Origin of the sequence: Roseibium sp. MMSF_3544, assembly GCF_030732845.1 — a bacterium.
In the GTDB taxonomy this organism is placed as follows: domain Bacteria; phylum Pseudomonadota; class Alphaproteobacteria; order Rhizobiales; family Stappiaceae; genus Roseibium.
In genome coordinates, this window is sequence record NZ_JASHKA010000004.1 from 218,982 (window position 1) to 244,476 (window position 25,495).

General features: G+C 59.0%; 24 protein-coding genes and 1 pseudogene. 14 read left to right on the plus strand and 11 right to left on the minus strand.

All coding sequences use genetic code 11. The features are described 5' to 3' along the window. Positions 1-5: 5 nt before the first annotated feature. The 3 genes from RBB47_RS07775 to RBB47_RS07785 are packed head-to-tail and all read right to left on the minus strand — an operon-like array spanning position 6 to position 2,667. Positions 6-815 (minus strand): CbbQ/NirQ/NorQ/GpvN family protein, encoded by an 810-nt coding sequence (locus tag RBB47_RS07775; protein ID WP_371932755.1) that lies wholly within the window; start codon positions 813-815, stop codon positions 6-8. 5 nt (positions 816-820) lie between these two features. Next, positions 821-2,191 carry a cbb3-type cytochrome c oxidase subunit I gene (locus tag RBB47_RS07780; protein ID WP_305985202.1) on the minus strand — a complete coding sequence of 457 codons (1,371 nt, stop codon included), beginning with the start codon at positions 2,189-2,191 and terminating at the stop codon, positions 821-823. Positions 2,192-2,214: 23 nt separating this feature from the next. Beyond that, positions 2,215-2,667, minus strand: a complete 453-nt coding sequence (locus RBB47_RS07785) for a cytochrome c (RefSeq protein ID WP_305985203.1) — start codon at positions 2,665-2,667, stop codon at positions 2,215-2,217. A 315-nt stretch (positions 2,668-2,982) separates the two neighbouring features. On the opposite strand from RBB47_RS07785, the gene RBB47_RS07790 reads away from it, so the two are divergent. The 14 genes and pseudogenes from RBB47_RS07790 (at position 2,983) to RBB47_RS07855 (ending at position 15,281) form a co-directional block, all read left to right on the plus strand. Next, positions 2,983-4,659, plus strand: a complete 1,677-nt coding sequence (locus RBB47_RS07790; protein WP_305985204.1) for a cytochrome D1 domain-containing protein — start codon at positions 2,983-2,985, stop codon at positions 4,657-4,659. A gap of 240 nt (positions 4,660-4,899) precedes the next feature. Further along, positions 4,900-5,391 (plus strand): annotated as a pseudogene (locus RBB47_RS07795) (NapC/NirT family cytochrome c); the annotation flags it as partial. A 90-nt stretch (positions 5,392-5,481) separates the two neighbouring features. Then, entirely contained in the window at positions 5,482-6,630 is a 1,149-nt protein-coding gene (locus RBB47_RS07800; protein WP_305985395.1) for an ethylbenzene dehydrogenase-related protein, read from the plus strand. Between the two features lie 55 nt (positions 6,631-6,685). Next, positions 6,686-7,108 carry a plastocyanin/azurin family copper-binding protein gene (locus RBB47_RS07805; protein WP_305985205.1) on the plus strand — a complete coding sequence of 141 codons (423 nt, stop codon included), beginning with the start codon at positions 6,686-6,688 and terminating at the stop codon, positions 7,106-7,108. A gap of 116 nt (positions 7,109-7,224) precedes the next feature. Continuing rightward, positions 7,225-8,022 carry a uroporphyrinogen-III C-methyltransferase gene (gene cobA, locus RBB47_RS07810; RefSeq protein ID WP_305985206.1) on the plus strand — a complete coding sequence of 266 codons (798 nt, stop codon included), beginning with the start codon at positions 7,225-7,227 and terminating at the stop codon, positions 8,020-8,022. After that, a complete protein-coding gene (locus RBB47_RS07815; RefSeq protein WP_305985207.1) occupies positions 8,015-8,320 on the plus strand; it encodes a cytochrome c in 306 nt (101 codons plus the stop codon). Before cobA ends, RBB47_RS07815 begins: the two co-directional genes overlap by 8 nt. Beyond that, positions 8,317-9,480: a cytochrome D1 domain-containing protein gene (locus RBB47_RS07820; RefSeq protein WP_305985208.1), complete on the plus strand. Its 1,164-nt coding sequence runs from the start codon at positions 8,317-8,319 to the stop codon at positions 9,478-9,480. Before RBB47_RS07815 ends, RBB47_RS07820 begins: the two co-directional genes overlap by 4 nt. A 3-nt stretch (positions 9,481-9,483) precedes the next feature. Beyond that, on the plus strand, positions 9,484-10,473 hold the full coding sequence (locus RBB47_RS07825) for an Lrp/AsnC family transcriptional regulator (protein ID WP_305985209.1): 990 nt from the start codon (positions 9,484-9,486) through the stop codon (positions 10,471-10,473). After that, on the plus strand, positions 10,470-10,925 hold the full coding sequence (locus RBB47_RS07830; protein WP_305985210.1) for an Lrp/AsnC family transcriptional regulator: 456 nt from the start codon (positions 10,470-10,472) through the stop codon (positions 10,923-10,925). The genes RBB47_RS07825 and RBB47_RS07830 overlap by 4 nt, the downstream gene beginning before the upstream one ends. Next, positions 10,922-11,410, plus strand: a complete 489-nt coding sequence (locus RBB47_RS07835; protein ID WP_305985211.1) for an Lrp/AsnC family transcriptional regulator — start codon at positions 10,922-10,924, stop codon at positions 11,408-11,410. The genes RBB47_RS07830 and RBB47_RS07835 overlap by 4 nt, the downstream gene beginning before the upstream one ends. A 3-nt stretch (positions 11,411-11,413) precedes the next feature. Then, complete coding sequence (gene nirJ / locus RBB47_RS07840) at positions 11,414-12,634, plus strand: heme d1 biosynthesis radical SAM protein NirJ (protein ID WP_305985212.1); 1,221 nt, start codon at positions 11,414-11,416, stop codon at positions 12,632-12,634. Next, positions 12,609-14,141 (plus strand): nitrite reductase, encoded by a 1,533-nt coding sequence (locus tag RBB47_RS07845; protein ID WP_305985213.1) that lies wholly within the window; start codon positions 12,609-12,611, stop codon positions 14,139-14,141. The genes nirJ and RBB47_RS07845 overlap by 26 nt, the downstream gene beginning before the upstream one ends. After that, positions 14,098-15,048 carry a sirohydrochlorin chelatase gene (locus tag RBB47_RS07850; RefSeq protein ID WP_305985214.1) on the plus strand — a complete coding sequence of 317 codons (951 nt, stop codon included), beginning with the start codon at positions 14,098-14,100 and terminating at the stop codon, positions 15,046-15,048. Before RBB47_RS07845 ends, RBB47_RS07850 begins: the two co-directional genes overlap by 44 nt. Next, positions 15,045-15,281 carry a hypothetical protein gene (locus RBB47_RS07855; protein ID WP_305985215.1) on the plus strand — a complete coding sequence of 79 codons (237 nt, stop codon included), beginning with the start codon at positions 15,045-15,047 and terminating at the stop codon, positions 15,279-15,281. The genes RBB47_RS07850 and RBB47_RS07855 overlap by 4 nt, the downstream gene beginning before the upstream one ends. A 45-nt stretch (positions 15,282-15,326) precedes the next feature. Here the strand turns inward: RBB47_RS07855 and RBB47_RS07860 are convergent, their stop codons facing one another. The 8 genes from RBB47_RS07860 to RBB47_RS07895 form a co-directional block, all read right to left on the minus strand. Further along, positions 15,327-16,346 carry an FAD:protein FMN transferase gene (locus tag RBB47_RS07860; protein ID WP_305985216.1) on the minus strand — a complete coding sequence of 340 codons (1,020 nt, stop codon included), beginning with the start codon at positions 16,344-16,346 and terminating at the stop codon, positions 15,327-15,329. Further along, positions 16,343-16,891 carry a nitrous oxide reductase accessory protein NosL gene (locus RBB47_RS07865; RefSeq protein ID WP_305985217.1) on the minus strand — a complete coding sequence of 183 codons (549 nt, stop codon included), beginning with the start codon at positions 16,889-16,891 and terminating at the stop codon, positions 16,343-16,345. Before RBB47_RS07865 ends, RBB47_RS07860 begins: the two co-directional genes overlap by 4 nt. Next, a complete protein-coding gene (locus tag RBB47_RS07870; protein WP_305985218.1) occupies positions 16,888-17,718 on the minus strand; it encodes an ABC transporter permease in 831 nt (276 codons plus the stop codon). Before RBB47_RS07870 ends, RBB47_RS07865 begins: the two co-directional genes overlap by 4 nt. A 2-nt stretch (positions 17,719-17,720) precedes the next feature. Then, a complete protein-coding gene (locus RBB47_RS07875; protein WP_305985219.1) occupies positions 17,721-18,626 on the minus strand; it encodes an ABC transporter ATP-binding protein in 906 nt (301 codons plus the stop codon). Then, positions 18,623-19,906, minus strand: coding sequence for a nitrous oxide reductase family maturation protein NosD (locus tag RBB47_RS07880; RefSeq protein WP_305985220.1), 1,284 nt, complete (start codon positions 19,904-19,906; stop codon positions 18,623-18,625). Before RBB47_RS07880 ends, RBB47_RS07875 begins: the two co-directional genes overlap by 4 nt. A 3-nt stretch (positions 19,907-19,909) precedes the next feature. Then, positions 19,910-21,820 carry a TAT-dependent nitrous-oxide reductase gene (gene nosZ, locus RBB47_RS07885; protein WP_305985221.1) on the minus strand — a complete coding sequence of 637 codons (1,911 nt, stop codon included), beginning with the start codon at positions 21,818-21,820 and terminating at the stop codon, positions 19,910-19,912. A gap of 29 nt (positions 21,821-21,849) precedes the next feature. After that, positions 21,850-23,994, minus strand: a complete 2,145-nt coding sequence (locus RBB47_RS07890) for a NosR/NirI family protein (protein WP_305985222.1) — start codon at positions 23,992-23,994, stop codon at positions 21,850-21,852. A gap of 210 nt (positions 23,995-24,204) precedes the next feature. Further along, positions 24,205-25,434, minus strand: a complete 1,230-nt coding sequence (locus tag RBB47_RS07895) for an NnrS family protein (RefSeq protein ID WP_305985223.1) — start codon at positions 25,432-25,434, stop codon at positions 24,205-24,207. Between the last annotated feature and the right edge of the window lie 61 nt (positions 25,435-25,495).

Here is a 25,495-nt window from a genome sequence, read left to right on the forward strand (position 1 = left end):
TGGCCTCACCCAAACACGGCCGTGACAAGATCTAGGAGCCCGCGTTTCACGTCTTCATCGTCCGTCAGCGGTTCGATCATCGCCGCAAGAACGGCGCGGTCCACCGGCATGCCCTGAGCGATCAGGGTGGCTGCATAAACAACCAGGCGGGTGGAAACCCCCTCTTCCAGGTCCTGTCCCTTGAGGGCTCTGAGTTTTCCGGCCAGCCGGACGAGCGCGAGGACCCTGTCCCTGTCCAGACCGCTTTCTTCCGCAACAACCTCGGTTTCGAGATCAACCGGAGGAAAATCAAATTCAAGCGAAATGAAGCGTTGCCGTGTCGAAGGTTTCAGCGTTTTCAGGATGTTCTGGTAACCTGGGTTGTAGGAAGCGACCAGCATAAAGCCCCGCGCCGCCGCCAGTTCTTCGCTGGTCCGGTCGATCGGGAGCGTCCTGCGGTCATCCGTCAGCGGATGCAGAACAACCGTGACATCCTTGCGTGCCTCAACGACTTCGTCGAGATAACAGATGGCCCCTTCGCGGACCGCCCGCGTGAGCGGCCCGTCAACCCAGACCGTTTCACCGCCTTTGAGCAGATAGCGACCAATCAGGTCGGCTGCGGACAGGTCGTCGTGGCAAGCAACGGTGTAGAGTTTCCGGCCAAGCTTGGCGGCCATATGGGCAACGAAGCGGGTCTTTCCGCATCCCGTCGGCCCCTTGAGAAGCACCGGCAAGCCGTTTTTGTAAGCTGCCTCGAACACCGCGCATTCATCGCCCTGAGGCAGGTAGAAAGGGGCGGAGGCCGCCCCCTTTGCCAATGAGATGGAACCTTCCATGATCATTACTCCGCAGGCATGTTGGCGGCTTCACCGGGTTCGATCACTTCGCGCCTGGGCACTGCAATCGCATAGATGAAGAGCAGCGCACCGACCACGAAGAAGGCACCGGACCCGAAGCGCATCCAGTAGAACAGGGCGATCTGGTCCTGCACGTCCATGAAGTACTCGCCGTTGACCCGTTGCAGGTGGGTCTGAATGGTTCCGGCGAAGGTCAGGACGAAGGTCATGAACGCCATGCCGCTGGACATGAGCCAGAACGAGGCCATGTTGAGCACCTGATTGTAGGGCTCCCGGTTGCGCAGGATCGGCATGGCGTAGGTGATGATCGCCAGGTTCAGCGAAACGTAGGCACCGAAGAAGGCCAGGTGACCGTGTGCCGCCGTGATCTGCGTTCCGTGCGTGTAGTAGTTGACCCCATGCAGCGTGTGCAGGAAGCCCCAGACACCGGCACCGAAGAAGGCGAGCGTTGCACAGCCGAGCGACCACAGCAGGGCGGCCTTGTTCGGATGGTCACGCCGGCCCTTCCAGACCATGACGAATGCGAACGCCATCATTGCGAAGAACGGAATGACTTCCAGCGAGGAGAAGATCGAGCCGATCCATTGCCAGTAACCGGGTGTACCGATCCAGTAATAGTGGTGACCAGTCCCCAGGATACCGGAGAAGAGCGCGGCCGCCACGATGACGTAGAGCCACTTCTCAACCACTTCCCGGTCGACGCCCGTCAGCTTCAGCATCAGGTAGGCCAGGATCGAGGCCATGATCAGTTCCCAGACACCTTCAACCCAAAGGTGGACGATGTACCACCAGTATTGCTTATCGAGAGACAGGTTGCTCGGATTGTAGAAGCTGAACAGGAACAGAAGTGCCAGGCCCCATAGCCCGAGAAGCAGGATGTTCGTGATCGCGGTTTTCTTGCCCTTCAGCACCGTCATGGTGACGTTGTAAAGGAACATCAGTGCGGCGACGACGATACCCAGCTTGACCCATTTGGGCTGTTCGATGAACTCGCGCCCTTCCTTGCCGAGCAGGAAGTTGCCTTCAAACAGGTTGAAGACATAGGTGACGACCACACCGAGCGTGCCGAGCACGAGGATCGCAAGCTGCAGATAAGCCAGCTTGGTCGAGTGCAGTTCGCGTTCGGCTTCCTCCGGAATGAGAAAATAGGCAGCGCCGAAGAAGCCGAGCAGAAGCCAGACGATCAGGCTGTTTGTGTGCAACATCCGGACGATGTTGAACGGCAGAAGTTCAGACAGAAAGTTCGGCTGAACATAGATCCAGCCAGCCAGCAATCCACCGAGGACCTGGACGGCAAAGAGAGCCAGGGCGACGGCGAAATACGCCAGGGCGACCTTTTGTGATTCGTATTTCATCTCTTGTTCCTCTTGCTTTCGGATCAGCCGGCTTCGTTCGGCGGCCAGTCCTGGGCGTCGATCTTGTCGGTCCAGATCAGGAAGTTCGCGAGGTCGCGGATTTCCTCGTCCGTCAGGTCGAAATTAGGCATCTGCCTGCGGCCCTCGATGCCGGTTGGCATGGACTCCATCCACCCCTTCAGCGTTTCGAAAGCAGCATCCGGATCTTCCAGGACACCCCAACGCGTCATTACGTTGCCGACCTCCGGCGCGTAATAAGCGCCCTCGCCCAAAATGGTGTGGCAGTTGATGCAGGCGTGGTCTTCCCAGACGCGCTTGCCGGCAGCCACACTTTCGGTAATGCCGGCGTGGTCGGTCGACGTCCCGGTGATGTAGAAGTGACTGTGGACCGAAAGCCCCAGGAAGATGATGATGAAGAACAGTGACCCGCCATAGAATATGTTTCGGGCCATGCTTTTGGTCATGACTTCGCGCATCGCGCGCTCCTTTCCCCCGAGTTGATCGTAGCCTTGAGGGTGACAGCGCGAACGCTTGTTTCCTTAACCAAAGTCAAGCCGCTCTGAACGTGGCAAGGTTCCCGCGCCGTTCGATGCGACAAAGCGGTCCAGAAAAAGTTTAAAATTCTAAATACTCATTTAATTACAGATACATACGAATCCTCTCAGTCGATTGACTGCATCGATTGCCTTCACAAGACCGCGTCGGGCGGGACCGTCTTAACGAAAGTCAAGGAAGCCTTGCGGCGATTGCGCAGACTCGCGAATGCCTCACCAGCATTTGGAGTTTGGAGAATGTCACATCCAAGGAAGATAAAAGGGACAGGCTACGCGTTAGCGACCTGCCTTGCGCTGCTGATGGGCAGCGTATCGGCGCCTGCCTTTGCTGAGGGTCCTACCTTGAGCGAGGAGGCCTTCGAGAGTTCCAAACAGCTCTATTTCGAAAGATGCGCGGGCTGCCATGGCGTCCTGCGCAAGGGCGCTACAGGCAAGAACCTTGAGCCGAAGTGGAAGAAAACCGCTGCGGACGGCACCGTCACAGAAGGCGGTACGCTGCAGCTGGGTCAGGAAAGGCTTGAGAAAATCATTTCCTGGGGCACCGAAGGCGGCATGAACAACTTCTCGGACATCATGACCGAGCAGGAAATCAAGGACATGTCGACCTACATCATGATGGAGCCGCCAACACCGCCGGAAATGTCCCTGGCGCAGATGGAAGCGACCCGCAAGGTCTATGTCGAGCCCGAGGATTACCCCACCGAGCCGCTGCATGGCCGGAACTGGGAGAACTTCTTCGTCGTCATCGAGCGTGACGTGGGCAAGGTCGCGGTCGTGGACGGTGACACCAAGGAAGTGCTGGCGCACATTCCCACCGGTTATGCCGTGCACGTTCTGAAGGCTTCCGAGCACCATGCGATCACAGAGCCTGAGCATCCCGGCCGCTTCTGGTACACCATGGGCCGCGACGGCAAGATGACCAAGATCGATCTCTGGCAGAACCCGGAGAACATGCTGGTTGCGGAAGTTAAGATCGCCTACGACGCCCGTGACGTGGCCGTCTCCGGCGACGGCAAGTACGTGATCGGTGGTGGTTATTGGCCGCCTCATTTCGCGATTGTCGACGCGGAAACCATGGAGCCGAAGAAAGTCGTCTCCACCCGCGGCGTCAACGTCGATGGCGAATATGTGGAAGAAAGCCGTGTGGCAGCCATCTACACAACGCCGAACGAACCGACCTGGATCGTCGCGGTCAAGGAACTCGGCCAGCTCTGGCAGGTCGACTATTCCGACCTCGACAACCTGCGCATCGACAAGATCGATTCTGCCAAGTACCTGCATGACGGCTTCTTCGATCCGACCGGCCGCTACTTCCAGATCGCCGCGAACGCGTCGAACAAGATGGTTGTGGTCGATACGGAAACGCACAAGCTTGAAGCGTTGATCGATACTGCCGCCCTGCCGCACCCCGGCCCTGGCGCCAACTGGGTTGACCCGAATTGCGGCCCGGTCGGCGGCACAACCCACCTGGGTGAAGGTACGGTAACTGTCTGGGGCAATGACCCGGCCGGCCATCCGGACCAGGCCTGGAAAGTCTGCTACGAGGTCGAGACCGACGGTGCTGGTCTCTTCATCCGGACACACCCGAATTCGGAGTACGTCTGGGCTGACCAGACCAAGCATCCGGAACCGGATGTCCAGCAGTCCGTTCAGGTGTTCTCGAAGGAAACCGGCGAGATCGTGGAAACGATCCAGATTACCGAAGAGGAAGGTAACGTCGCTGTCCACATCGAGTTCAACCAGGACGGATCTGAAGTCTGGGTCTCCAAGTGGAACCGCTCGACCTCGAAAGAACCGAACGGCGAGATCGTGATCTTCGATTCCAAGACGCTTGAAGAGAAAGCACGGGTCAAGGGCCTCTACGCCCCGACCGGCAAATTCAACGTCTATAACCGTTCGAACCACGTCACCTGATGTGAGCAAGCAAGACGAAGGGCGGGCACGGCGCCCGCCCTTCTCAATTGCCCGCGGTGAAGGGACTGCATCGACTGAAGGTCGCCCGCAACAACGCAAATGCTCCCCGCATCCGCACTGCGATCGCTGACAGCCTGGAAATAAGGGCTGCAGGGACATCCACTACGGAGCCTGGACATGACCGAGAGCAACCAAGGTGACAAGAAAAAGCCGATCTGGCGCAGATATCTTCTTTGGGGAATGCCCATCGGAGGTGTCGCGGTTGCGTTTGCCGGCGGGATCATCTTCTGGGGCGGTTTCAACACCGCAATGGAAGCTACGAATACCAAGCAATTCTGCATCTCCTGTCACGAGATGCGCGACTACGTCTACGAAGAATACAAAGGCACGATTCACGACGTGAACCGGTCCGGGGTCGGTGCAAGCTGTTCCGACTGCCACGTGCCGAAGGACTGGACCCACAAGATCATCCGCAAGGTGCAGGCGACCAAGGAACTCTACGGCAAGGTGATGGGCACCATCAGCACGCCTGAAAAGTTCGAAGCCAAGCGGCTTGCACTCGCAATGAATGAGTGGGAGCGCATGAAGGCCAACGATTCGCGTGAATGCCGGAACTGCCACGACTTTGAATCGATGATGCCCGAGTTCCAGAAACCGCGTGCGCGCCAGCAGCACCTGAACGCCATGTCGAACGGTCAGACCTGTATCGACTGCCACAAGGGTATTGCCCACTCGGATCTGCGCGACCGCGCCGAAGAGGAATATCTGGAAGAACTCGAAGCACCGCATCCCGGTTTCATTCGGGAAATTCCGCAGGAATATATGGCAAGCCTTGCCCGCGTCGAAGCCAAGGAAGCTGAAGAAGCGGCTGCGGCAAAGGGCGCTCAGAAAGCTCAGCAGGAAGCTGTGCAGTCCCAAATCGCGGCAGCTGTCGAAGCTGCTGTGGCGGAAGAACGGGCCAAGGCGGAAGGCGCTGCGGCAAGTGAGAGCGCAAATTCTGAAGGTGGCAGTGTCGCGCCGAATGTCGACTGGTCAACGGTCGCAGCAACGGACCTAACCCTCTTCTATCCCGGGCAGGCCTCTTTCGAATGGGTACAGAACGGCAAGACCCATGGCGGCGCACGTCCGCTCACCAAGGGAGGTGACGCCTGCACGACCTGTCACGAAAAGGAAGTGGAGGCGATCGGAACAAAAATCGTCGCCGGCGGCGAGATCGAGCCGACACCGATCCCGGGCAAGCGCGGCACGATTGCTGCAACGATCCAGGCCGCTCATGACGACGAGACCCTTTACGTGCGCATGCAATGGCCGGATGCCGGACATAACCCTGCCCCGTTTGTCGACGGCGGCAAGATGGATCCGGATAACCAGATCAAGGTCGCCATGATGATTGCCGGTACAGGCATCGAAATGGGTGAAACCACCGGGTGCTGGGCCTCTTGTCACGCGGACAACACCTACATGCCGTTTGATCCGGGCGCCGAGGCGATCGCTGCAAATGCCGACGTTGCGGCACAGCTCGAGGCCAAGGACACGATCACCAAATACCTGACCGAAAGCCGGACCAAGGTCGAAGTCAAGGGACGTCGCGGCAAGGCCCAGGGTGGCTGGGACAAGCTGAAGCCAGCCGAGGAAATCGACCAGCTTCTGGCCGACGGCACCTTCCTGGATCTGCTCCGGGTCTATGCGGACGGTTCGTCAACCAATGGCTACCTCCTGGAACGCAGGGTCGCGAATGACGGCGACATCTCGGCCGAAGCCAGCCTGTCAGGCGGGGTATGGACAGTTGTGTTCTCGCGTCCGCTTAACTCCGGCGCACCTGGTGACATTCCGTTGGAGCCGGGCAAGACCTACACAGTCGGGTTCGCGATCCACGACGACTTCGCAGCGGCACGGTTCCACCACGTGACGTTCGACACCAGTCTCGCGCTCGACGATGACACGGCCCAGATCAACGTGACCAAACAGTAGCCAGTAGCGCGGCCGGAAGACCGGTCGCGCTCTTCATGAACGAGGGAGAAATCGCATGTCGCTGAACAGGTTCCGTTTTCCCGCTGTTTTGCTTTCACTAATGATCGCCATTCCTGCTGTCGCAGCCGACGAAGACACCGCCGCAGTCTGCGCCGAAGCGGAAGAACGCTATGTCGACATGTTCGGCCACCCGTCTTCGCAAGAAGAAGGCGTAACAGTCGTCACCATGTACAAGTACAAATTCTGCCCGGAAGACCTCAGCGTACCTGTTGGCACGACCGTGCGCTGGGTGAATGTCGACAAGCGAACCAGCCACAGCGTGATCCTCAAGGATGAAGGTGTGCCCGAGTCGGACCGGCTCTTTCCCGAAGAAGCTTTCGAGTTCACCTTCCTGACCGCCGGCGACCCGCAGACATACCTGTGCGGACCCCACTGGGAAACGCAGGAGATGATCGGCACAGTGACCGTAACACCATGATTTATCTCAATTAAATTCTGATCAAAAAGAACCGGGACCCTTGACAATAATCAAGCAGACCCGGCGCGAAATGAGTGACCATAAGCCATCGAGTTTTCAGGAGAGCGAGGTCTTTCATGACTGGCAAAGTCTTTCTCATCGGAGCCGGCCCAGGCGATCCTGAATTGCTGACCCTCAAGTCGGTACGCATGTTGCAGGACGCAGACGTGGTCGTCTACGACCGGCTGGTTTCCGCTGAAATCCTGGCCCTGGCCCCGGCTGGTGCGCAGCTGGTTTCAGTCGGCAAGTCCCCCGAAAATCATCCGGTGCCCCAGGAACGGATCAACGAAATTCTGTGCGAATTCGCGCAGCAAGGTCTGACCGTGGCGCGCCTCAAGGGCGGCGATCCGCTGATCTTTGGCCGCGGCTCGGAAGAAGCCGCATATCTGCAGGCAAACGGTGTGTGCGTTGACTACGCTCCCGGCATCACCGCAGCACAAGGTGCGGCCTGCGTGAGCGGTGTTCCCCTCACCCATCGGGGTCTGGCGACAGGCGTACGCTATGTCACCGGTCACCGGCAAGCCAATGGATCTTTGGACCTGGACTGGAGCAGTCTCGCCTGTGCTGACACCACGCTCGTTGTCTACATGGGCGTTGCTAATATCGGTCAGATCGCGATGCGCCTTGTCGCTGAAGGCTTGAGCGACAAAACCCCGGTCATGGCGGTCGCTCAGGCGACCACACCGCGCGAAAGCAAATTGTTTTCAAGGCTCGGCAGGATTGCAATTGATGTGCGCGAGGCCGGTCTCAAGGCACCCGTGCTCTTTGTGATCGGCAAGGTGGTCACGCTCAGCACCGAGTGGCCAATTTACGATGCAGACCTGATGACCGCCCCTGCCGAAGCGCTCACGGTCGGGCAGCAGGCTCATGCTTAGGCTGCTCGCAATCGGCATCTTGTGCTGCACGCCGGCATTGGCGGAAGAGACCAGCCCGGCTGCAGAGCTGATCAATCTTGTCCATCAGGACTGCGGCTCGTGCCACGGCCTCACCCTCAAGGGCGGCCTTGGACCGGATATCAGGCCTGGGTCCTTGTCCCACTATGACATCGAAACCCTATCCACCGTCGTGTTGGACGGCATCCCGGAAACCGCCATGCCGCCCTGGCGGCCGCTGATGAGCGAAGCCGATGCAGAGAAGATCGCCGAATATCTGTTGCAGGGAGAACTGAAATGAAGGCTTTCAAAAGCGCCTTTCTTGCAATCGCGATGGCCGGAGCCGCTCTGACCGGACCTCTGCAAGCTGAAACAATCGTCGCCACCGGTGACCTTGGCCTGGTGGTGGAGCGCGCGAGCGGGTCTCTTCTCCTCGTCGACCAGTCTGAACGCGCTGCCATCACCAGGATCGAGGGTCTCGGGGATCTTTCCCACGCGAGCCTCGTGTATTCGCCTGACCAGAGGTTTGCCTACGTCTTTGGCCGCGACGGTGGCCTCACAAAGGTCGACATCACGACGCAACAAATCGTCAACCGCGTCGTACAATCCGGCAACGCCATCGGCGGAGCGATCTCGGATGACGGGGCCCTGGTCGCGGTTTCAAACTACGAGCCGGGCGGCGTCCGCATCTTCGATGCCGATACGCTGGATCTGGTTGCCGATATTCCGACCGGCTCGAAAACGATCGGGCTTGTGGATGCACCCGGGCGGAAGTTCGTGTTCACGCTTTGGGATGATGGTGAAACCTGGATCGCGGATCTGGCGTCCGGGGAAGCGAAGGTCACCAAGATCATGGATATCGGCGTCAACCCCTACGACGCGCTGATCACCGGAGACGGCCGCCTCTACATCACCGGTCTGTTTGGCGAGGATGGGCTGACGGCGATCGATCTGTGGGATCCTGAGCCGAAACCGATCCGGGTGCTGCCGGAATACGGCCGCGGCCAGGAAGACATGCCGGTTTACAAGATGCCGCATCTGGAAGGCTGGGCGCGTGCCGGGCAGGAATTCGTGCTTCCGGCCGTCGGACATCATCAAGTGCTCTGGATCGACGCCAATGACCTGTCAGAGACCGGACGAACCGACACTTACGGGCAACCTGTCTTTGCCATGTCCCGACCTGACGGCAGACAGGTCTGGGTAAATTTCGCCCACCCGCTCAACGACACCATTCAGGTGATCGATACGGTTTCCAAGGAGATCGTCCACGAGTTCAAGCCGGGCAAGGCTGTGCTGCATATGGAATTCACGCCGCGTGGTCACGAGGTCTGGGTGTCCGTGCGCGACGCAGGAAAAGTCATGATCTACGACACCAGAACGTTCGAAAAGCGCGGAGAAATCGACGCGGAAAGCCCGTCGGGGATCTTCTTTACGTCGCGGGCACACAGAACGGGACTTTGAGCCATGAAACGGATCGGCGACCCACTTGATCTGAAGCTGCTGGACGATTGGCAACGTGACCTACCCATTGAACCTCGCCCTTTCGCCCGGATTGGCCGGGACCTGGGCTGTGGTGAACCGGAGGTCATCAGAAGGCTCGAGATCCTGAGAGCGTCCGGCCGTGTCACACGGGTCGGGGCAACATGCGCGCCCAACACCGTTTCGGCGAGCACGCTTGCCGCCCTCGCCGTCCCCGTTGAAGCGCTCGAAAACGTCGCGGAAATTGTCGGCGATCAGCCCGGTGTCAATCATTCCTACGAACGAGAAAACCACTGGAACCTCTGGTTTGTCGCAACCGGTCCCGACAGGGCCCATGTCGACGGAGTTCTGAAGGATATCGAGATGCAGACCGGGCTGCGTGTTCTCGACCTTCGCCTTGTCAGACCGTTCAATGTCGATCTCGGATTCAGACTGAACGGAGAGATGGACCGGCCAATCGCGCCCCGGCCGGTTCGGAAGGAGCACCTGCAGGAGGGTGACAACGATCTCCTGCAGGCGCTCACTACCGGTATGGCGTTGACCGAGAGGCCTTACCTTAAGATCGCCGAAACGCTGGACCGGAGCGAAAACGACGTTCTTGAACGGATCTCGATACTCCAAGAGGCAGGGATCATCTCCCGCCTCGGTGTGATTGTCCGTCACCGCGCCCTCGGGTGGCGCTCCAACGCCATGGTGGTCTGGGACATAACATCGGAGCGCATCGACCAGGCCGGTCCCGCGCTCGCGGCACATCGCGGCGTTACCCTTTGCTACGAGCGGCGCCCGGTTGAAGGGGCCTGGCCCTATCGCCTCTACTGCATGATCCATGCGCAAAGCCGGCAGCAGGCGCTTGAGACACTGACGGAAGCATCCCAACTGCCCGAGCTGGCAGACGTTCCTTATCGCATTCTCTTTTCGAGCCGCTGTTTCAAGCAGACCGGGGCGATGATTGCACGACAAGGAGCTGCTGCATGACGGAGACGCTTTCTGACCTTGACCGCCGTTTGATCAATCGCCTTCAGGACGACCTGCCGCTGGTCCCGCATCCTTTCGCCACCCTGGGCGAGGAACTCGGCTTGTCCGAACAGGATGTCGTTGACCGGGTCAGGCAGCTTCGGGACGACGGCCTGCTGACGCGCTTTGGCCCCTTTTTCGACGCCGAGGCCCTGGGTGGTGCCTTTTGCCTGTGTGCCATGTCGGTGCCCAAGGACCGCTTCGAGGATGTCTTAACCAAAGTCAATGCTCACGCGGAGGTCGCGCATAACTATGAACGGGACCACAAGCTGAACATGTGGTTCGTGCTGGCGACTGAGAGCCGCGGCGACATCATGAGGACAGCCAAGGAAATCGAGCACGATACGGGACTGGAAGTTCTTCTCTTTCCCAAAAAGCGCGAGTTTTTCGTTGGCTTTCGGGTGAACGCATGACACTGGACCCAAAAGACAGGGCAATCATCGAAGCCACGCAGGCCGGGCTGCCGCTTGTGCCGCAGCCGTTTGCGGTGGTCGCCGAAACGCTCGGCATTGGCGAAGCCGAACTGCTGGAACGCCTCGACACGCTTAAACAGCAAGGCGTCATTCGCCGCATCGGTGCAGCGCCAAATCACTATCGCCTTGGCATGACTGCAAACGGCATGTCGGTTTGGGACGTTGACGACACCCTCGTCGACGATCTTGGAGATCAGATCGGTGCCCTGCCCTTTGTGACCCATTGCTACCGTCGTCCGCGGGCACTTCCGGTGTGGCGCTACAATCTCTTTGCCATGGTCCACGGCGCAAGTCGTGAGGAAGTCCTCGCCAAAAGAGACCGTGTCGCGGACCTGCTCGGTAACGCCTGCCAGGCGAGCGACATTCTTTTCTCGACCCGCATCCTGAAGAAAACAGGCATGCGGCTGCGCGGCAAGAAAGGTTGAACCATGTTTCGTCTTTCAGAGTACATGCATCAGATCACCAACCCGACGCCCGTTCGCAACCGGGGATGCAGCGGACCGGTGAAACCGGTCGTGATCTGGAACCTGACACGCCGCTGTAACCTCAGGTGCCGGCATTGCTACACAGTGTCCGCCGACGTCGATTTCCCGGGAGAGCTAAGCCATGAACAGGCTATGGCGACGCTGGAGGATCTCGGGCAATTCGGGATACCTGCCCTGATCCTGTCCGGCGGCGAGCCGCTGGACCGTCGTGATCTCTTCGAGATTGCCTCCCGTGCCCGCAAGCTCGTGCGCATGCTGGCGCTCTCAACGAACGGCACGAAGCTCCACGGCGACGCGGTCGACCGTGTCGCGGAAATCGGGTTCGACTATGTCGGAATTTCGATCGACGGCATCGGTGCGACGAACGACTGGTTCCGGGGCGTCAAAGGCGCATACGAAGATGCTTTGCGCGGGGTGCGCGAATGCAGGGCCCGCGACATCAAGGTCGGACTGCGGTTCACGCTGACAGAAGGAAACCACAAGCACCTGCCGGACCTCCTCAAGCTTTGCGACGACGAAGGCGTCGACAAGTTCTACCTCTCGCACCTGGTCTACGCAGGGCGCGGCGACAAGAACCGCGGCGAAGATGCGGAACACAAGCGCTCCCGCTGGGCCATGGATCTCTTGCTTGACCGGGCCTGGACCGGTGTTAGCGGCGGGCGGAAACTCGATATCGTCACCGGCAACAACGACGCGGACGCGGTCTATTTCCTGAACTGGGTGCGCGAGAATTTCGACGATGAAGTCGCAAATCATGTCCGCAGCCATCTTGTTGCCTGGGGCGGAAACTCTTCGGGCCTGGGCGTTGCCAATATCGACACGCTCGGCAATGTCCACCCGGACACCTACTGGTCCGACTATACCGTGGGCAGCGTGAAAACGGATCGCTTCTCGGACCTGTGGACCGGCACCGATCCGATCCTTGCGCAGCTCAGGACGCGGCCGAGACCCCTGAAAGGCAGATGCGGCTCTTGTGCACTCCAAGACGTGTGCGGCGGCAACACGCGCATCCGTGCGCTTCAATTGACCGGTGATCCCTGGGCAGAAGACCCGGCCTGCTATCTCGGCGATGACGAGATCGGCCTCGCCGAAGACACTTATGAGCGCCTGACCGTCACCCCCTTCAGAGGAAAACGACATGACCCGGCTCATCGTTTCGCTTAGTGCGCTGCTGATGGCGGTGTCTGCACCGCTTGCAGATCCTGTGACAGATTATCAAGAGAACTGTCAGGAATGCCATGGCCTCAACCGCCTGGGCGGGATTGGACCTGCCCTCATCCCGCAGACGCTGCGCCGGATGCGCGGCCCCAACTTGATCGCAGTTATCCGGGACGGCCGCGAGGCAACACAGATGCCGGCCTTCGGCGAACTCATGAGTGAAGAGCAGATTGAGGCGCTTTCCGCGTTCCTGAACGAACCGCTGGCTGACGTCCCTCCCTGGGGCGCTGAGGAAATCATGGCGAGCCGCTTGCTCAACGAAGACTATGAGCCTACGGACAAGCCCGTCTGGTCGTCTGATCCGATGAACATCACGCTCGCGGTTGAAACCGGGGATCATCACGTCAGCGTACTCGACGGCGACACATTCGAGACGCTCGACCGGTTCCCCACGCCTTTTGCCGTGCATGGTGGGCCGAAATTCAGCCCGGAAGGCCGCTACGTTTTCATCATGTCCCGCGACGGCTGGGTCCAGAAATACGACCTCTATTCCTTAAAGGAAGTCGGACGCGTTCGTGCGGGTCTCAACAGCCGCAACATCGCCATGAGCCACGACGGCAAATGGATCGCGGTTGCCAATTATCTGCCGAACACATTGACGATCCTGTCAACCGAAGATCTGAGTGTTGCAGCCGTTCAGGAGGTGAAGGGAAAGGACGGCACGCCCAGCAGGATCTCGGCCGTCTACCAGGCACCGCCGCGCGAAAGTTTCGTTCTGGCGCTCAAGGATGTGCCGGAAATCTGGGAAGTGTTCTACGGGCCCAATCCACCTCATTACGGCTTTGCGCATGACTGGCGCATCGAGGGTCCTGCCCCGCACACCAAACCGTTCCCTGTGCGAAAGATCACGACCCCGGACTATCTGGACGATTTCTTCTTCGATCAAAGCTATGAATACGTGATGGGCGCATCCCGCAGCGGTGAAGGCGGCCAGGTCATCGATCTGGTGATTGGCCAGAAGACCGCAGACCTAGACCTTCCGGGAATGCCGCATCTCGGCTCTGGCATCACCTGGAAATACGGCGACACGACCGTCATGGCGACCCCGCATCTCAAAGATGGTGCGGTTTCCGTGATCGACATGAAGACCTGGAAGACGGTGAAGCGGATCGAGACACTGGGCCCCGGTTTCTTCATGCGCAGCCACGAAAACTCACCCTATGTCTGGGTGGATGTTTTCTTCGGTCCGAACAAGGACGTCATGCATGTGATCGACAAGGAGACTCTGGAGATCGTCAAGACGCTCCGGCCCGAAAAGGGTGCGACCGTTGCTCACGTGGAATTCACCCGCGACGGCACGTATGCTCTTGTTTCTATCTGGGAAGATGATGGCGCCGTAATCGTCTACGACGCGAAGACCCTGGAAGAAGTTCGGCGCTTGCCGATGCGAAAACCTTCGGGAAAATACAATGTCTGGAACAAGATCACCTTCTCGGAAGGGACCAGTCACTGAAGCCCTGATCGTTTCGCACGGTCAGCCGTCCAGTCCTGAAGAAGGTGAAGTGCAACTGAAAGTGCTGGCCGACCGGGTCAGGCAACAGCTTCCCGGCTGGGAAATCCGGTCCGCGACGCTCGCCGCGCCTGATGTGTTCGACCAGGAATTGGCAGCGTGTTGCGGTGAGCCATTTGTGTATCCGGTGTTCATGGCCGATGGCTGGTTCACGAAAAAGGCGCTTCCCAAACATCTGAATGGCCGCAAGGTTCACCAGCTCAGTCCGCTCGGCCTGCATCCAGGACTTCCGCACCGAACGGTTAAGCTGCTGAAGCGCGAGGCCGAGCAGCGCGGCTGGACGCTGAATTCCTGCAACATCATGATCGCGGCGCATGGCTCGGAAACAGGTCCCGCCGCCGCTGACTGCGCGCTTTATTTTGCAAAGCGCGTGCGCAGCCTGATGCCATTCAAGAAGAAGATCCACACGGGTTTCCTGGCGCAGGAACCTTTTTTGTCTCTGGTCGCGCAGGTGAGCACGGACAGGACACTGCTGCTGCCGTTCCTTGCCGGAACCGGCTCGCACTTGACGGAAGATATTCCTCAAGCGCTTGCCGAGGGCGGCTTCAGGGGTGTCCAGCTCCCGGCGATCGGCGAAGCCGATTTCATTGCGGACCTGATTGCCCACAGTCTGAGCACTGCCCGTCAGAGAACCGGGAATTTCGACCCGCTCAGTCAGCCCCGAACCACCTTGAGCACCTCTGCCGGCGGTGCTGCCGCGTCTGAGGCTCACTTGCAGGATGTGGCACCGGCTTCCGGTGCCCTGAGCGCGCAATCAGATCGGCGGTCCTTTCCGGGATTTGGCCTTGCCGCATCACTTTTCGGGAATCTTGGCTGGCGCCGCACGACAAAGAAGAGGCAAGCCGCATGATGGCCACAGACACAACCTGGTCGGTTAAAAAACTTGCCTTGGTGCTCTATCCGTTCACCGCAGCTGCCGTTGCGATCAATCTGTTCCTGCTCGGGCTGATCGGGATTTCACTTGGGCTGCCTGCAATTTCACCAGTAACCTCCATTTGGCTCGGAATACCCCTCGGAATTCCGGCCACCTGGTGGGCTGCAAAATGGGTTCGTGGCCTGATGGACGAAGCTGATGGCAAATAGCTTTACGCCTGCAAGCCTCTGATTTTTGGTATTTTTCTTCTGGTCCTAGGACGCCATCCAAGCCGTCGTTCCGTTTTCATGAACAACAAACGCTTTCGTTGCCGGCATCTGTGACAATGCTGCGCCAAGCGAGCTTTTTCCTGTCACCAATGCAGCCGTTGAAAGTCCGTCGGCCAGCGCGGCAGTCGGAGCGATCACGCTCGCTGCCGTGAGGTCAGCCTCGACGGGCTGGCCAGTCCGCGGATCGAGTATGTGTGACAGGGTCCCGCCGCTGTCGAATGTCGTTCCCGCTCTCGCCGAGCTGGCAGCGGCGGTATCCATCAGACGAATTTTGACCTGCACTGACGGATGCGCCGGGTCGGGCCGAAGTGTCACCGGCCAACCGGCGCCATCTTGGAGCGTTTCCTCCGGTCCATTGCCGTTGGCCGATACCTCGCCAAGATCAACGACGACATTCCGGTAGCCACGGGCCGTTAGCAAGGCAGCTACGCGATCGGTAATGTAACCCTGCGCGATGCCATTCAACGTCATCGCCATGCCGGGCTGCTCGTACCGGACCTCTGACGGATCAAACAGCACCTTACCGAAACCAGTGCGCCGTAGCGCTGATGCACGAGCGCGCGATGACGGAGGCTGACCCGTTGTAGCTGCGGTTGCGTAGAGGCTCCAAAGCGTCTGGATGGTCGGATCGAATGCGCCTTCTGTCGCGGTGTGGATCCGGTGCACCGTTCCAAGAAGCTCGATGAGTTCGAGCGAAGGGGCTCTCAGACGGCCAGTCCTGTTCAGCCGCGCCAATTCGCTGTCTTTGAGATAAAGACTGAAAATCTGTTCCAGCCTGCGGATTTCTGCTTCCACCTTGCGGAAGAGTTCTTTGGCTTTTGTGTCTTCCACGTCCAGCAGGTTGATTTCAGCCGGAGCACCGAGTGCAACACCGCTCCAGCGGTGCAGGATCGTCTTCGCCCCAAGAGCCGACGCCGGCAGGAATGCTCCCGCCGCACCAGCGGCGCATATCTTGAGAAACCGCCTTCGGCCGACCGGCCCGCGCTGCGTATTGGTAAGCGTCATCTCAGCGCCTCGTCCGGGCCGTCCTGGTTCAATTCGGTCGCCGAGGTGAGTTCGACCGGCGCCAGAACGTAGTCAACAGGGATATCATCGAGGCGAAGGACACGGCCGCCGTTGGCGGCAGCGAATGCCTTTGCGCCTTCTTCAGTTCCGAACGGTATCGTCTCGGGCGCGCCCATCCCCCCGGTCTGCTTGCTGTCGACGACAAACCAGGCCGTCTCTGCTTCGATCCAGTTGTCAAAACCGGGCTCCTTCCAGCTGTTTGCGTTGTCCATGTCGTTCACATAGATCGCGGCGATGTTTTTCGGTTCTTCCGGTGAATGCATGAAGGCAACAGCGTCCCGCACCTGGGTGAACCAGAAGGGAAACGGATTTCCGGTCAGATGGATCTGCGCCTTGGGACCGTCATGTTCCAGGACGGTCATCTGACAATAGTGCCCAGCCGCCTCAGGTGTCAGGGCAATGGCTGCGGGTTTGATAATCTCAGCCTCGTCCTGACACCCAACGAGGAGACCGAGCGCAAGAAGGGCAATGAAACGTCGTTTCATGGCGTAATCCTCCGGATGAGAACAGCCGACGCCGATAAAGCGATGCCAGCAAACAAAATGAGCGACACAAGCGCGAGCGCCGGGTCGAAAGGCAGTGTTTCAGACACGCCCGACATGCCGCCAACGAGATCGCTTGCGCCAAGAGCGGCAAGATTGAACAGCCGGAAGGCATCGGCAGGGTTCAGCAAAACCGCATAGGGAAAGACCTGCGAGGCAAAGACACCGCTTGGATTGGCGACGAGAGCGCCCAGAAGAGCCAGGTCGTAAAGCACGACCAGGAAAAGCCACGCAGCGATTGCCAGGGCAGCGGCGGTTCCCAATTGGCGCGTGAGCGCGCTGAGGACATAGCCGATGGCCAGGAAGCAGATGCCCAGAAGAACGGATGTTCCAATCAACCGGGCGAAATCCACGAGCCCCGACAGCGACCCCGTCCCCGTTGCCAGGAGTACGACGGCCGTCAGGCCGTAGCCCACCACGAGCGCGATCGCCAGCACCAAAGTATGCCCGACCGCCTTGCCGATCAAAAACTCAGATCGCGAAATCGGGCAAGAAAGGGTCATCAGCAAGGTGCCGCGCTCGATTTCACCGCACACTGCATCGAAGGCGAGCAAAAGAGCGATCAGCGGAACGAGGTAGACAGAAAGACTGGCCAGGGAAGCGACGGTGATCGTCAGTCTGTCGACGCCGAGCGTTCCAGCCGGAGCGGAGCCGAGGAGCGCAAGCGCAAGCGAGAAAACCGCAAGGATCACTGTCGCCAGCAGGATCCAGCGGTTTCTGATGCCGATCCGGATTTCCTGTTGAGCAATTGTCAGAATACGGGAGAGCATTCCTATGCCTCCTTCTGTGCTGAATTTGAGAAATGCCGGTAGACGTCATCGAGGCTCGGTGCATGAACGTCGACATCCTCAACGAGATTGCCGAGGGCGCTGATGGCTGAGAGCGTGCGGACCTTGTCGTCCATCCCGCAGTCGAGCTCCACGGACCGTCCGTTCATTTTTCCAGCGCCAAGTTGCTCAGCCACTTCCTTCGCCGCACCCGGCTTCGTCCAGACTTTCAGCCGGATCGGAAGCCCGGCCTGGGCCCGCAGTGTCCCGAGTGCGTCGTCAGCAACTAGTTGCCCCTTTGACAGGATCAGAATCCTGTCGGTTCTGGCTTCCAGTTCCGTCAAAGCGTGGGAAGACAGCAGAACAGTCGCGCCCTGTTCGGCAATCTCGCCGATCAGCTGGTAGACATTCTGCCGGGAAATCGGATCGAGACCCGTCGTCGGCTCGTCGAGGAGAACCAGCTTCGGCTTGCCGATCAGAGCCTGTGCCAGACCGAGGCGCTGGCGCATGCCTTTCGAATATGTCGCTACCCGCCTCTTTGCGGCATCGGCGAGGCCGACCTTTTCCAGAAGCTCCAGAGACTGCGACGAATTCTCGCCCTTGAGACGGGCATAAAAACGAACGACTTCCTCACCTGTCAGCGCGCCCGAAAAGGCCACCGATTCAGGAAGATAGGCCGTCCCCTGACGCGACACATTGCTGCCAGGGGCAGACCCAAGAACAGAAATCTCGCCGCCGTCACGCCTCAAGAATCCAAGGATCATCTTGAACAGCGTGGTCTTGCCGGCGCCGTTGTGCCCGAGGAGCGCAACACGCTCGCCCGGTTTCAGGTCAAAAGAGACCTGATCGACTGCAACGTGCGCTTTGAAGCGTTTCGTGACCGTCTGAACAGCAAGGGTGGAATGCGTCATCCCTGAACTCCTGCATTTGGCTCTTGGCGAACGGGCGGATGCATCAAGGGCGCGTTGTCGACAATCCCGCCAGGCAGCAGGGCCGGAAACTGGGATTGCGTCCAGCGCAGAAGCTGAACCGCCGGACTGCCGATCAAGAGCTTGGCGGAAGGCTGTGTCCACAGCACCTGGTCCACCATGTCGTTTGGGCGGTAAGCGGTGTCGGCCAGACCATCGCCATTCATGTCGAAGGCAGGATGGTCGCTCCAGTAGTTTCCGCGCCCATCCGTGCTCCAGTCGAGCATCCTGCTGCCGACATACTTGACTTGGGTCCTGTTGCGGATAAAGGCGTTGCCCTGAAATGTATTCTTCGCCGATCCAGCCGTGAAATGGATCCCGATCGGACAGCCTTCAAAGTAATTGTCCGATACGCTGTTCTTGTTGGCATTATACATGAACAGGCATTTTTCGCCGCCGCCGGACACCCGGTTGCCGGAGATTTCCGCGCGGTTGGCGTAGTTCAGCATGAGGCCGTGGTTGCGGTCGAAAATCGATACGTTGTTGCGCACCGTCAAACGATCGGAGAACATCAGCGCGTAACCGATGTCGTTTCCGATCGAGACATTATTTTCAACGATCCCGCTGTTGCCGTGCATGTAGTGAACCGCAAAGCGCAGGTCCTCAAACAGGTTGTTGCGGAACGTATCCTTGTGACTGGTATTGACGAAGATCCCGTCCCGGCCGAACCGGATGGTGTTGTACTCCGCCAAGAGATCCGGCGCATTCCAGACATAGATGCCGTTGCCGCGTTCGTTCCTGCGCAAGTCGCGGCGGCCCTCGATGAGGTTGTTCGAAACATTGGCCTCGCGTGCACCGTGGACATCGACACCTGTCAGATTGTCGATGATCCTGTTGTTTCGAACGATTGCCTTGTGCGCTTTCTTGGTCAGCTTCACACCGGCATCCAGCGTTTCGTGAGAGAGACCGGACCCCGTCAGGGTCAGACCCTCGATGGTGACATCCGGCACGGTGACCGTGACCACGCTCCCGTTGCCGTTGCCGACGATCCGGGCCGCCCCGCCACCGTCCAGCGTGACTGGCTTGTCCACAGTCACGGGACCCGAATGGTCACCAGGCGCGAGCCGGAGGACGTCCCCGGCCTGCGCTTTTTGAAGGATATCGTGCAGCGCGCCGTGCCTGGCCGGAACGCTCCATTCGGCGGCCGCCAACGGTCCGCAGACCGCCAGTGCCACGCAAACAGAAGCAATTCTTCCAGCCAGATTGCGCAGGGCGCGTTGCATGGATCAGGCTCCTCTGGGCTCAACAAACATCCGGCCGCGCATTTCCATGTGAAGTGCATGGCAGAACCACTGGCAATAGAACCAGTGAACACCCGGACGCTCGGCGATGAACGTGACCGAGGCAGTCGCTTGCGGCCCGACTTCCATCGCAATACCGTAGTTCGCAAGGCAGAAGCCATGAGTTAGATCATCGATGTCATCGATATTGGTGACATAGACCGTCACCTCATCGCCCTGCTTCACCGTGAATTTCTCAAGGCTGAAGGTCGGGGCGACGGAGTGCATGTAGACCCGGACCTTGTTGCCGTCGCGAATGACGTCGGCAGCAGACTCCAGATCAATCCCGTCCGCTTCAGCCTGTTTCACGGCATCGGCAAAACTCGGATCGTTTCTGTCCCAAACGATCGCCGGATTCACCTTGGAACGGTGAACGATGATGCTGTCATGCGGTTCCGCGAAGGTCGGACCGTCATGAACCACTTTCATCTCGTCGCTCGAGATATCGATGAGCTGCTCATTCTCCGGCTTCAGCGGGCCAACGTTCAAGAACCGGTCCTTGGAGAACTTGTTCATCGAAATCAGCCACTTGCCGTCTGCTTCCGCGGTTTCACCCATGGACGTGGAGTTATGGCCCGGCTGATAGTGCACATCGACCTTGGATATGATCGGATCGACATCTTCACCGGCATAGGCCTGGATGGCCTTGTCCATGTTCCACTTCACGACCTGGCTGTCGAGAAACAGCGTTGTGAAGCAGTTGCCCTTGCCGTCGAAAGCCGTGTGAAGCGGCCCAAGACCCAGTTCCGGCTCACCGACGATCGCCGAACGCGGATCGGCATTGTCGTTGAACAGGGCATCCACCTTGGTGACATCAATGATGGATACTGTCGGTGACAGCTTGCCGTTGATGACGATGTGCTTCTTGTCCGGCGCCGCGTTACAGCCGTGCGGGCTGTTCGGGATCGGAATGTAGCGGGTGAACTGGGAGTTGGCCTCCTTGCGGCCATCGACGACCGGCACACCCTTCATTTCCTCATAGTTGCCCGCCGCAACGGCTTCCTCGATCGCCTTGATGTTGAAGACAACGCAGTGGTCCAACTCGTTTTCGGTCATTTCGGCGAGGTTGGTACCCATTTCCGAGTTGTAGCTGGTCGAAAACGCGTATTTGCCCTGATAGTCCGCATCGGTGTTGTCGAGGTTGCCCGAAACGATGACCTGCCACGCGACTTTCATCTCGTCGCCGTCGATCGCAGTAAAGATGCAGGCATACTGATCCGGATCGTCCAGGATCTCGCCATCGTTGACCAGCGGGGCTTCATGCTCGCCGTTGGCGAAGATGTAGCCGGTGCGCGGGAACTTCTGCGGGCGCATGCCATGGATGTCATGCGCATTCGGGATCTCGATGATCTTGTCGCATTTCATCGTGCTGCAGTCGATGCGGGCGACACGTGTGTTCGCCTTGTCGTTGGCGAAAATGTAGCGGCCGTCATAGGTCCCGTCGGTGAAGGACATGTGCGGGTGGTGCAGATCGCCGTTGTCGTAGGTGACCTTGCCCTGAGCCGCGAGATAGGCCTTGGTTTCCGGCAGCAGCCCTTCTGTCAGGATCTTCAGCGATTCATTGGTCTGGCCCCAACCGGTTGCCGAGCAGCGGTTGAACACCGGAATACGCATCAATTCGCGCATCGATGGCACGCCCAGAATGCGAACTTCACCGGTCTGACCCGAGGACCAGAAACCGTAGTATTCGTCGAGTTCACCAGGCGCCATCTCGAATTTCTGATGACCGTCTTGAGCAAAGGCGGGATTGGTTCCGCTTATGGCGACGGCCCCCATTCCGGCGACGACAGCCGTTTTCGCGGTTCCCCCCAAAAGATCCCGGCGGGATACGCCCATATGGTTTTCTTTCTCCTTCATGGCTGATCTCCTTGTTTGCCCATTGAAGGTTAGCCAACCGGCTCCGGCGCAGCCGTTTTGGCCGGCGCCTCCGGTTTTCCAAGCCCGGTCTGCTTCTCAAAGCGCCGCCTTTTGGCGAGCTTCTTGATGCAAACGGGACATTTCTGATCGTGCTGATAAAGAACCTGGCAGTGCAGGCAGTTCAGACACTCGTTCGGATTGATGTTGCCTTCCGGATGGATGGCCTGGACCATGCATTCCTTGGCGCAGCGGTGGCACGGGTTGCCGCACTCGCGGTAACGCTTCAGCCAGTCGAACATTCTGAGCCGCGCGGGGATCGCAAGCGCCGCGCCCAGCGGACACAGATACCGGCAGTAGAAACGCTCGATGAACAGGCCCGCGACCAGCAACGCAACAGCAAAGAGAACGAAAGGCCACGCACGCTGGAATTTCAGGATGATCGCAGTCTTGAAGGGTTCGATCTCGGCATATTGTTCGGCACCGTCGAGCGAATAGAGCGACAATCCGAAGAGACCCAGGAAGATCATGTATTTGAGCGGCCAGAGGCGCTCGTGCAGGCCCCAGGGCACTTCAATCTGTGGAATGCGTACCAGTTTGGCGAGCCGGTTCGTCAATTCCTGCAGTGCGCCGAACGGGCAGAGCCAGCCGCAATAGGCCCCGCGTCCCCAGAAAAGCAGCGCGGCTGCAACGGAGAACCACAACAGGAACACCAGCGGATCCATCAGGAAAGCATTCCAGCTGAACTCGCTCGTGAGCGAGGAGAAGAACGCCATCACGTTGACGACCGAAAGCTGGGCATTTTCGATCCAGCCGAGCCAGACCAGTGTGAAGGTCAGAAAAGCGATCCGGAACCAGAAGGTGAACGTCTCGTTGCGTGTCACCTGCATCTGGAAAAAGAAGACCAGTGTCAAAATGACGATGGCCGCGCCCAGCACGGCGATGTCGATCTGGCGGTCCTCCCAGATCCGTTGCCAAAGCGCCTGGACAGCTTCTGCATCGGACAATGTTGCGCCGGCTGAAGCCAGGTCTGCCTGACCACCTGATGCGGCGACCGGCACAGTTTTCAGGTAACTGTCCGGCAGCTGGTATCCAAGATCGAAGGTCAGGAAGACCTTTTCAATCGGCCCGACGGCCCGCTGAACGAGGAGCTGAAGGCGAAAGTCCTTCGCCGGATCGAATCCGATGTCGGCAGGAATGATGAAGAGGTCCATCTCGACGAAGGCAGGTGCGCCGTCGGCAGCGATTTCGCCGACACGGTTGTGCTGCTTATCGAAAAAGCGCGCGGAGATGTCGTCCTGGATCATCTGGATCCGGTCAAAGATGCCGCCCCGGACATAACCCGACCCTTTGAAGGAGTAGCGGCCACGCCCCATCACCAAAAGCGCATGTTCGCCTTCTTTCAGGCGCTTCTTGAGATTGGCGTATTCGGCTTCGCCCAACAGTGAAAGTCCGATGGTTGGAACGTCCGCGAGTGCCACGTAGAGGTCGATGAAAGTTTCCGTATCCTCGCCTTTTTCAGGACGGGCGATCGCGCGCGGATCACCCTGACGCGCAAAAGCTTCGTTCACTTGCGCAATGTCCAAGGACATGCGGCGCACGGACCCGTCCCCGGTCAGCGTCATCCAGTCAAGGACCTCCTGCTGACTGGTATCGATCTCCTTCTTCGGGCCCTCCTCCGCGACTTCCGGCGCCAGTCCTCCAAGACCAAGCAACCGGGCAACCTTAAGTCCAGAGCGAACGATGGAATCGTCGATCACCATGATGGTCACGGTCGCACCGGAGATGATGTCGAGTTCGTGCGCGGACCCGCCGCTTTCAGCTTCCGCCTTCAGGTCGAGACCGGCGTAGCCCTCCGTAACGGCCCTGACCTTTGATTCCGGTATTCCGATCAGGACGATCGGTTCGGAATGCTTGACCAGCCGGACACCGGTCACCACTGCGTCAGGGTCGACGCCGACCAGCGTGTGGATCGGTTTACCGGAATAACCGGTTGTGGAAACAAAATCGGATGTCAGGAAAACCCAGCCGACCGCCTCGCCGCCCTTGAGGGCTGGGACGACCGGAATGTCTTCGCGGAGTGCACCGAAACTGTCGGCGCCCGGCACCATTTCACCCGGTTCAACCTTTTCAAGAAACTTCGAGATTTCCGCATCTGCGGCAAAAGCCATAGGCATTGGCGCGGTCGAAAGCAGAGCACCAACGACTAAAAGGAAGCGAAAAATATGAAAAAGAGGACGCACCCCAAGCGCTCCAACTCATGTCAATTTGATGACGTTGAAGCGATTGTCCGCCCACACTCGCGGAAGTTCTTTGACGATAGTCAAGAGTGGAAAAAATTGAACTCCCGGCAGACTAACCGGAAATGATGCGACGCGTAATTCTCCTTACTTCAAGCTGTTTGAAGCCCTCGGCGTGGTCAGGATCGGAACGTAAACCCAGGCGAATAGAACGAAAGCTGCTGTCCAGAGCGCCCCGGAAAACAACATAACCGGGAAATAATCGAACACGAAGGTTCCGAAGCTCCGGATGAGCGCAGCGGCTATGACCAGCAGATAAGCCAGCACAATCAGCGGGGACACTTTCAATGACCGACCGCTGTGTCCCAGCGATGCTCGGGTCATCATCGCTAGCGTCATGCTGCCGATGGCGCCTATGGCCAGAAGGTGAAGCGCGGCCGTCTCGTTCATTAAAGACAGAACCAAAGTGCCGCCATATAAGAGGTATCCGGTGGCCAGCAACAGAAAGGCGAGATGCAGGATCCACAGGATGGGACTGTTTCGCACGGCCCAACCCTGCCAGCCCGACAGGCGCAGAAGGTTGACGGCGCCGGCGGCAAAACAGATGCATCCGAACATGAGCGCAGGCACGAAAGGAAGTGCGGCCAGCGTTGCCAGAAGCGCAAGAAGGACACCGGCGCGGTCCAGCCAGATATTTGATTGCGGCAACGCCCCCTTATAGCCTTCGCGATTGAGCGCGTTACGCGTGAAAGCGGGAACAACACGACCGCCGACAATCGCGATCATCGCCGCGCTGGTGAAAATGCCTAACCGGACCCCAGCCTCCGCTGTCCCCTCCGACCAGCCGATCCAATCGAGATGCATCAGGAGATTGCCGAGAAAAAGCGCGCTGAGCAGAAACAGAAAAATCATGTTCCTGGCCTGCGATTTCTGGGTAAGGCGTCCAAGGATTGCCAAAGATAGAACCGGAATGAAGGCCAGATCGATCGCGGCGACCACGACAGGATCCAGGGCGCCCGAAAACCAGATGCCCAGACGTCCGAAAAGCCAGACGAGGCCGCTCGCAGTGACGAATTTCGCACCTGCCTCCTTTGTCCCGGTCCAATTTGGCACAGCGGTGATGAAGAACCCGGCGGTCACTGCCACGGTGTAGCCAAAGACCATCTCGTGGGCGTGCCAGAGATGAGGAGCCATGGCCATGGGCACCGAAACAAACGCGCCACCTGCAGCATGAACCCCGAGCCAGATCGTCCACGCCAACATTGCGAACACCGAGAACAGGCCCGCGAACAGGAAAAAAAGACGGAAACCGGCTGTCAGAAAGACGGGAATGCGACTTGGGCTGCCGGGATTTCGAGAATAAAGCGCTGCGGCCATAGCATGCCTCTCGATCAAACTCATGGTGGAGTGAGTGCCGCGCCCTGCCCTGAAGCGAGCC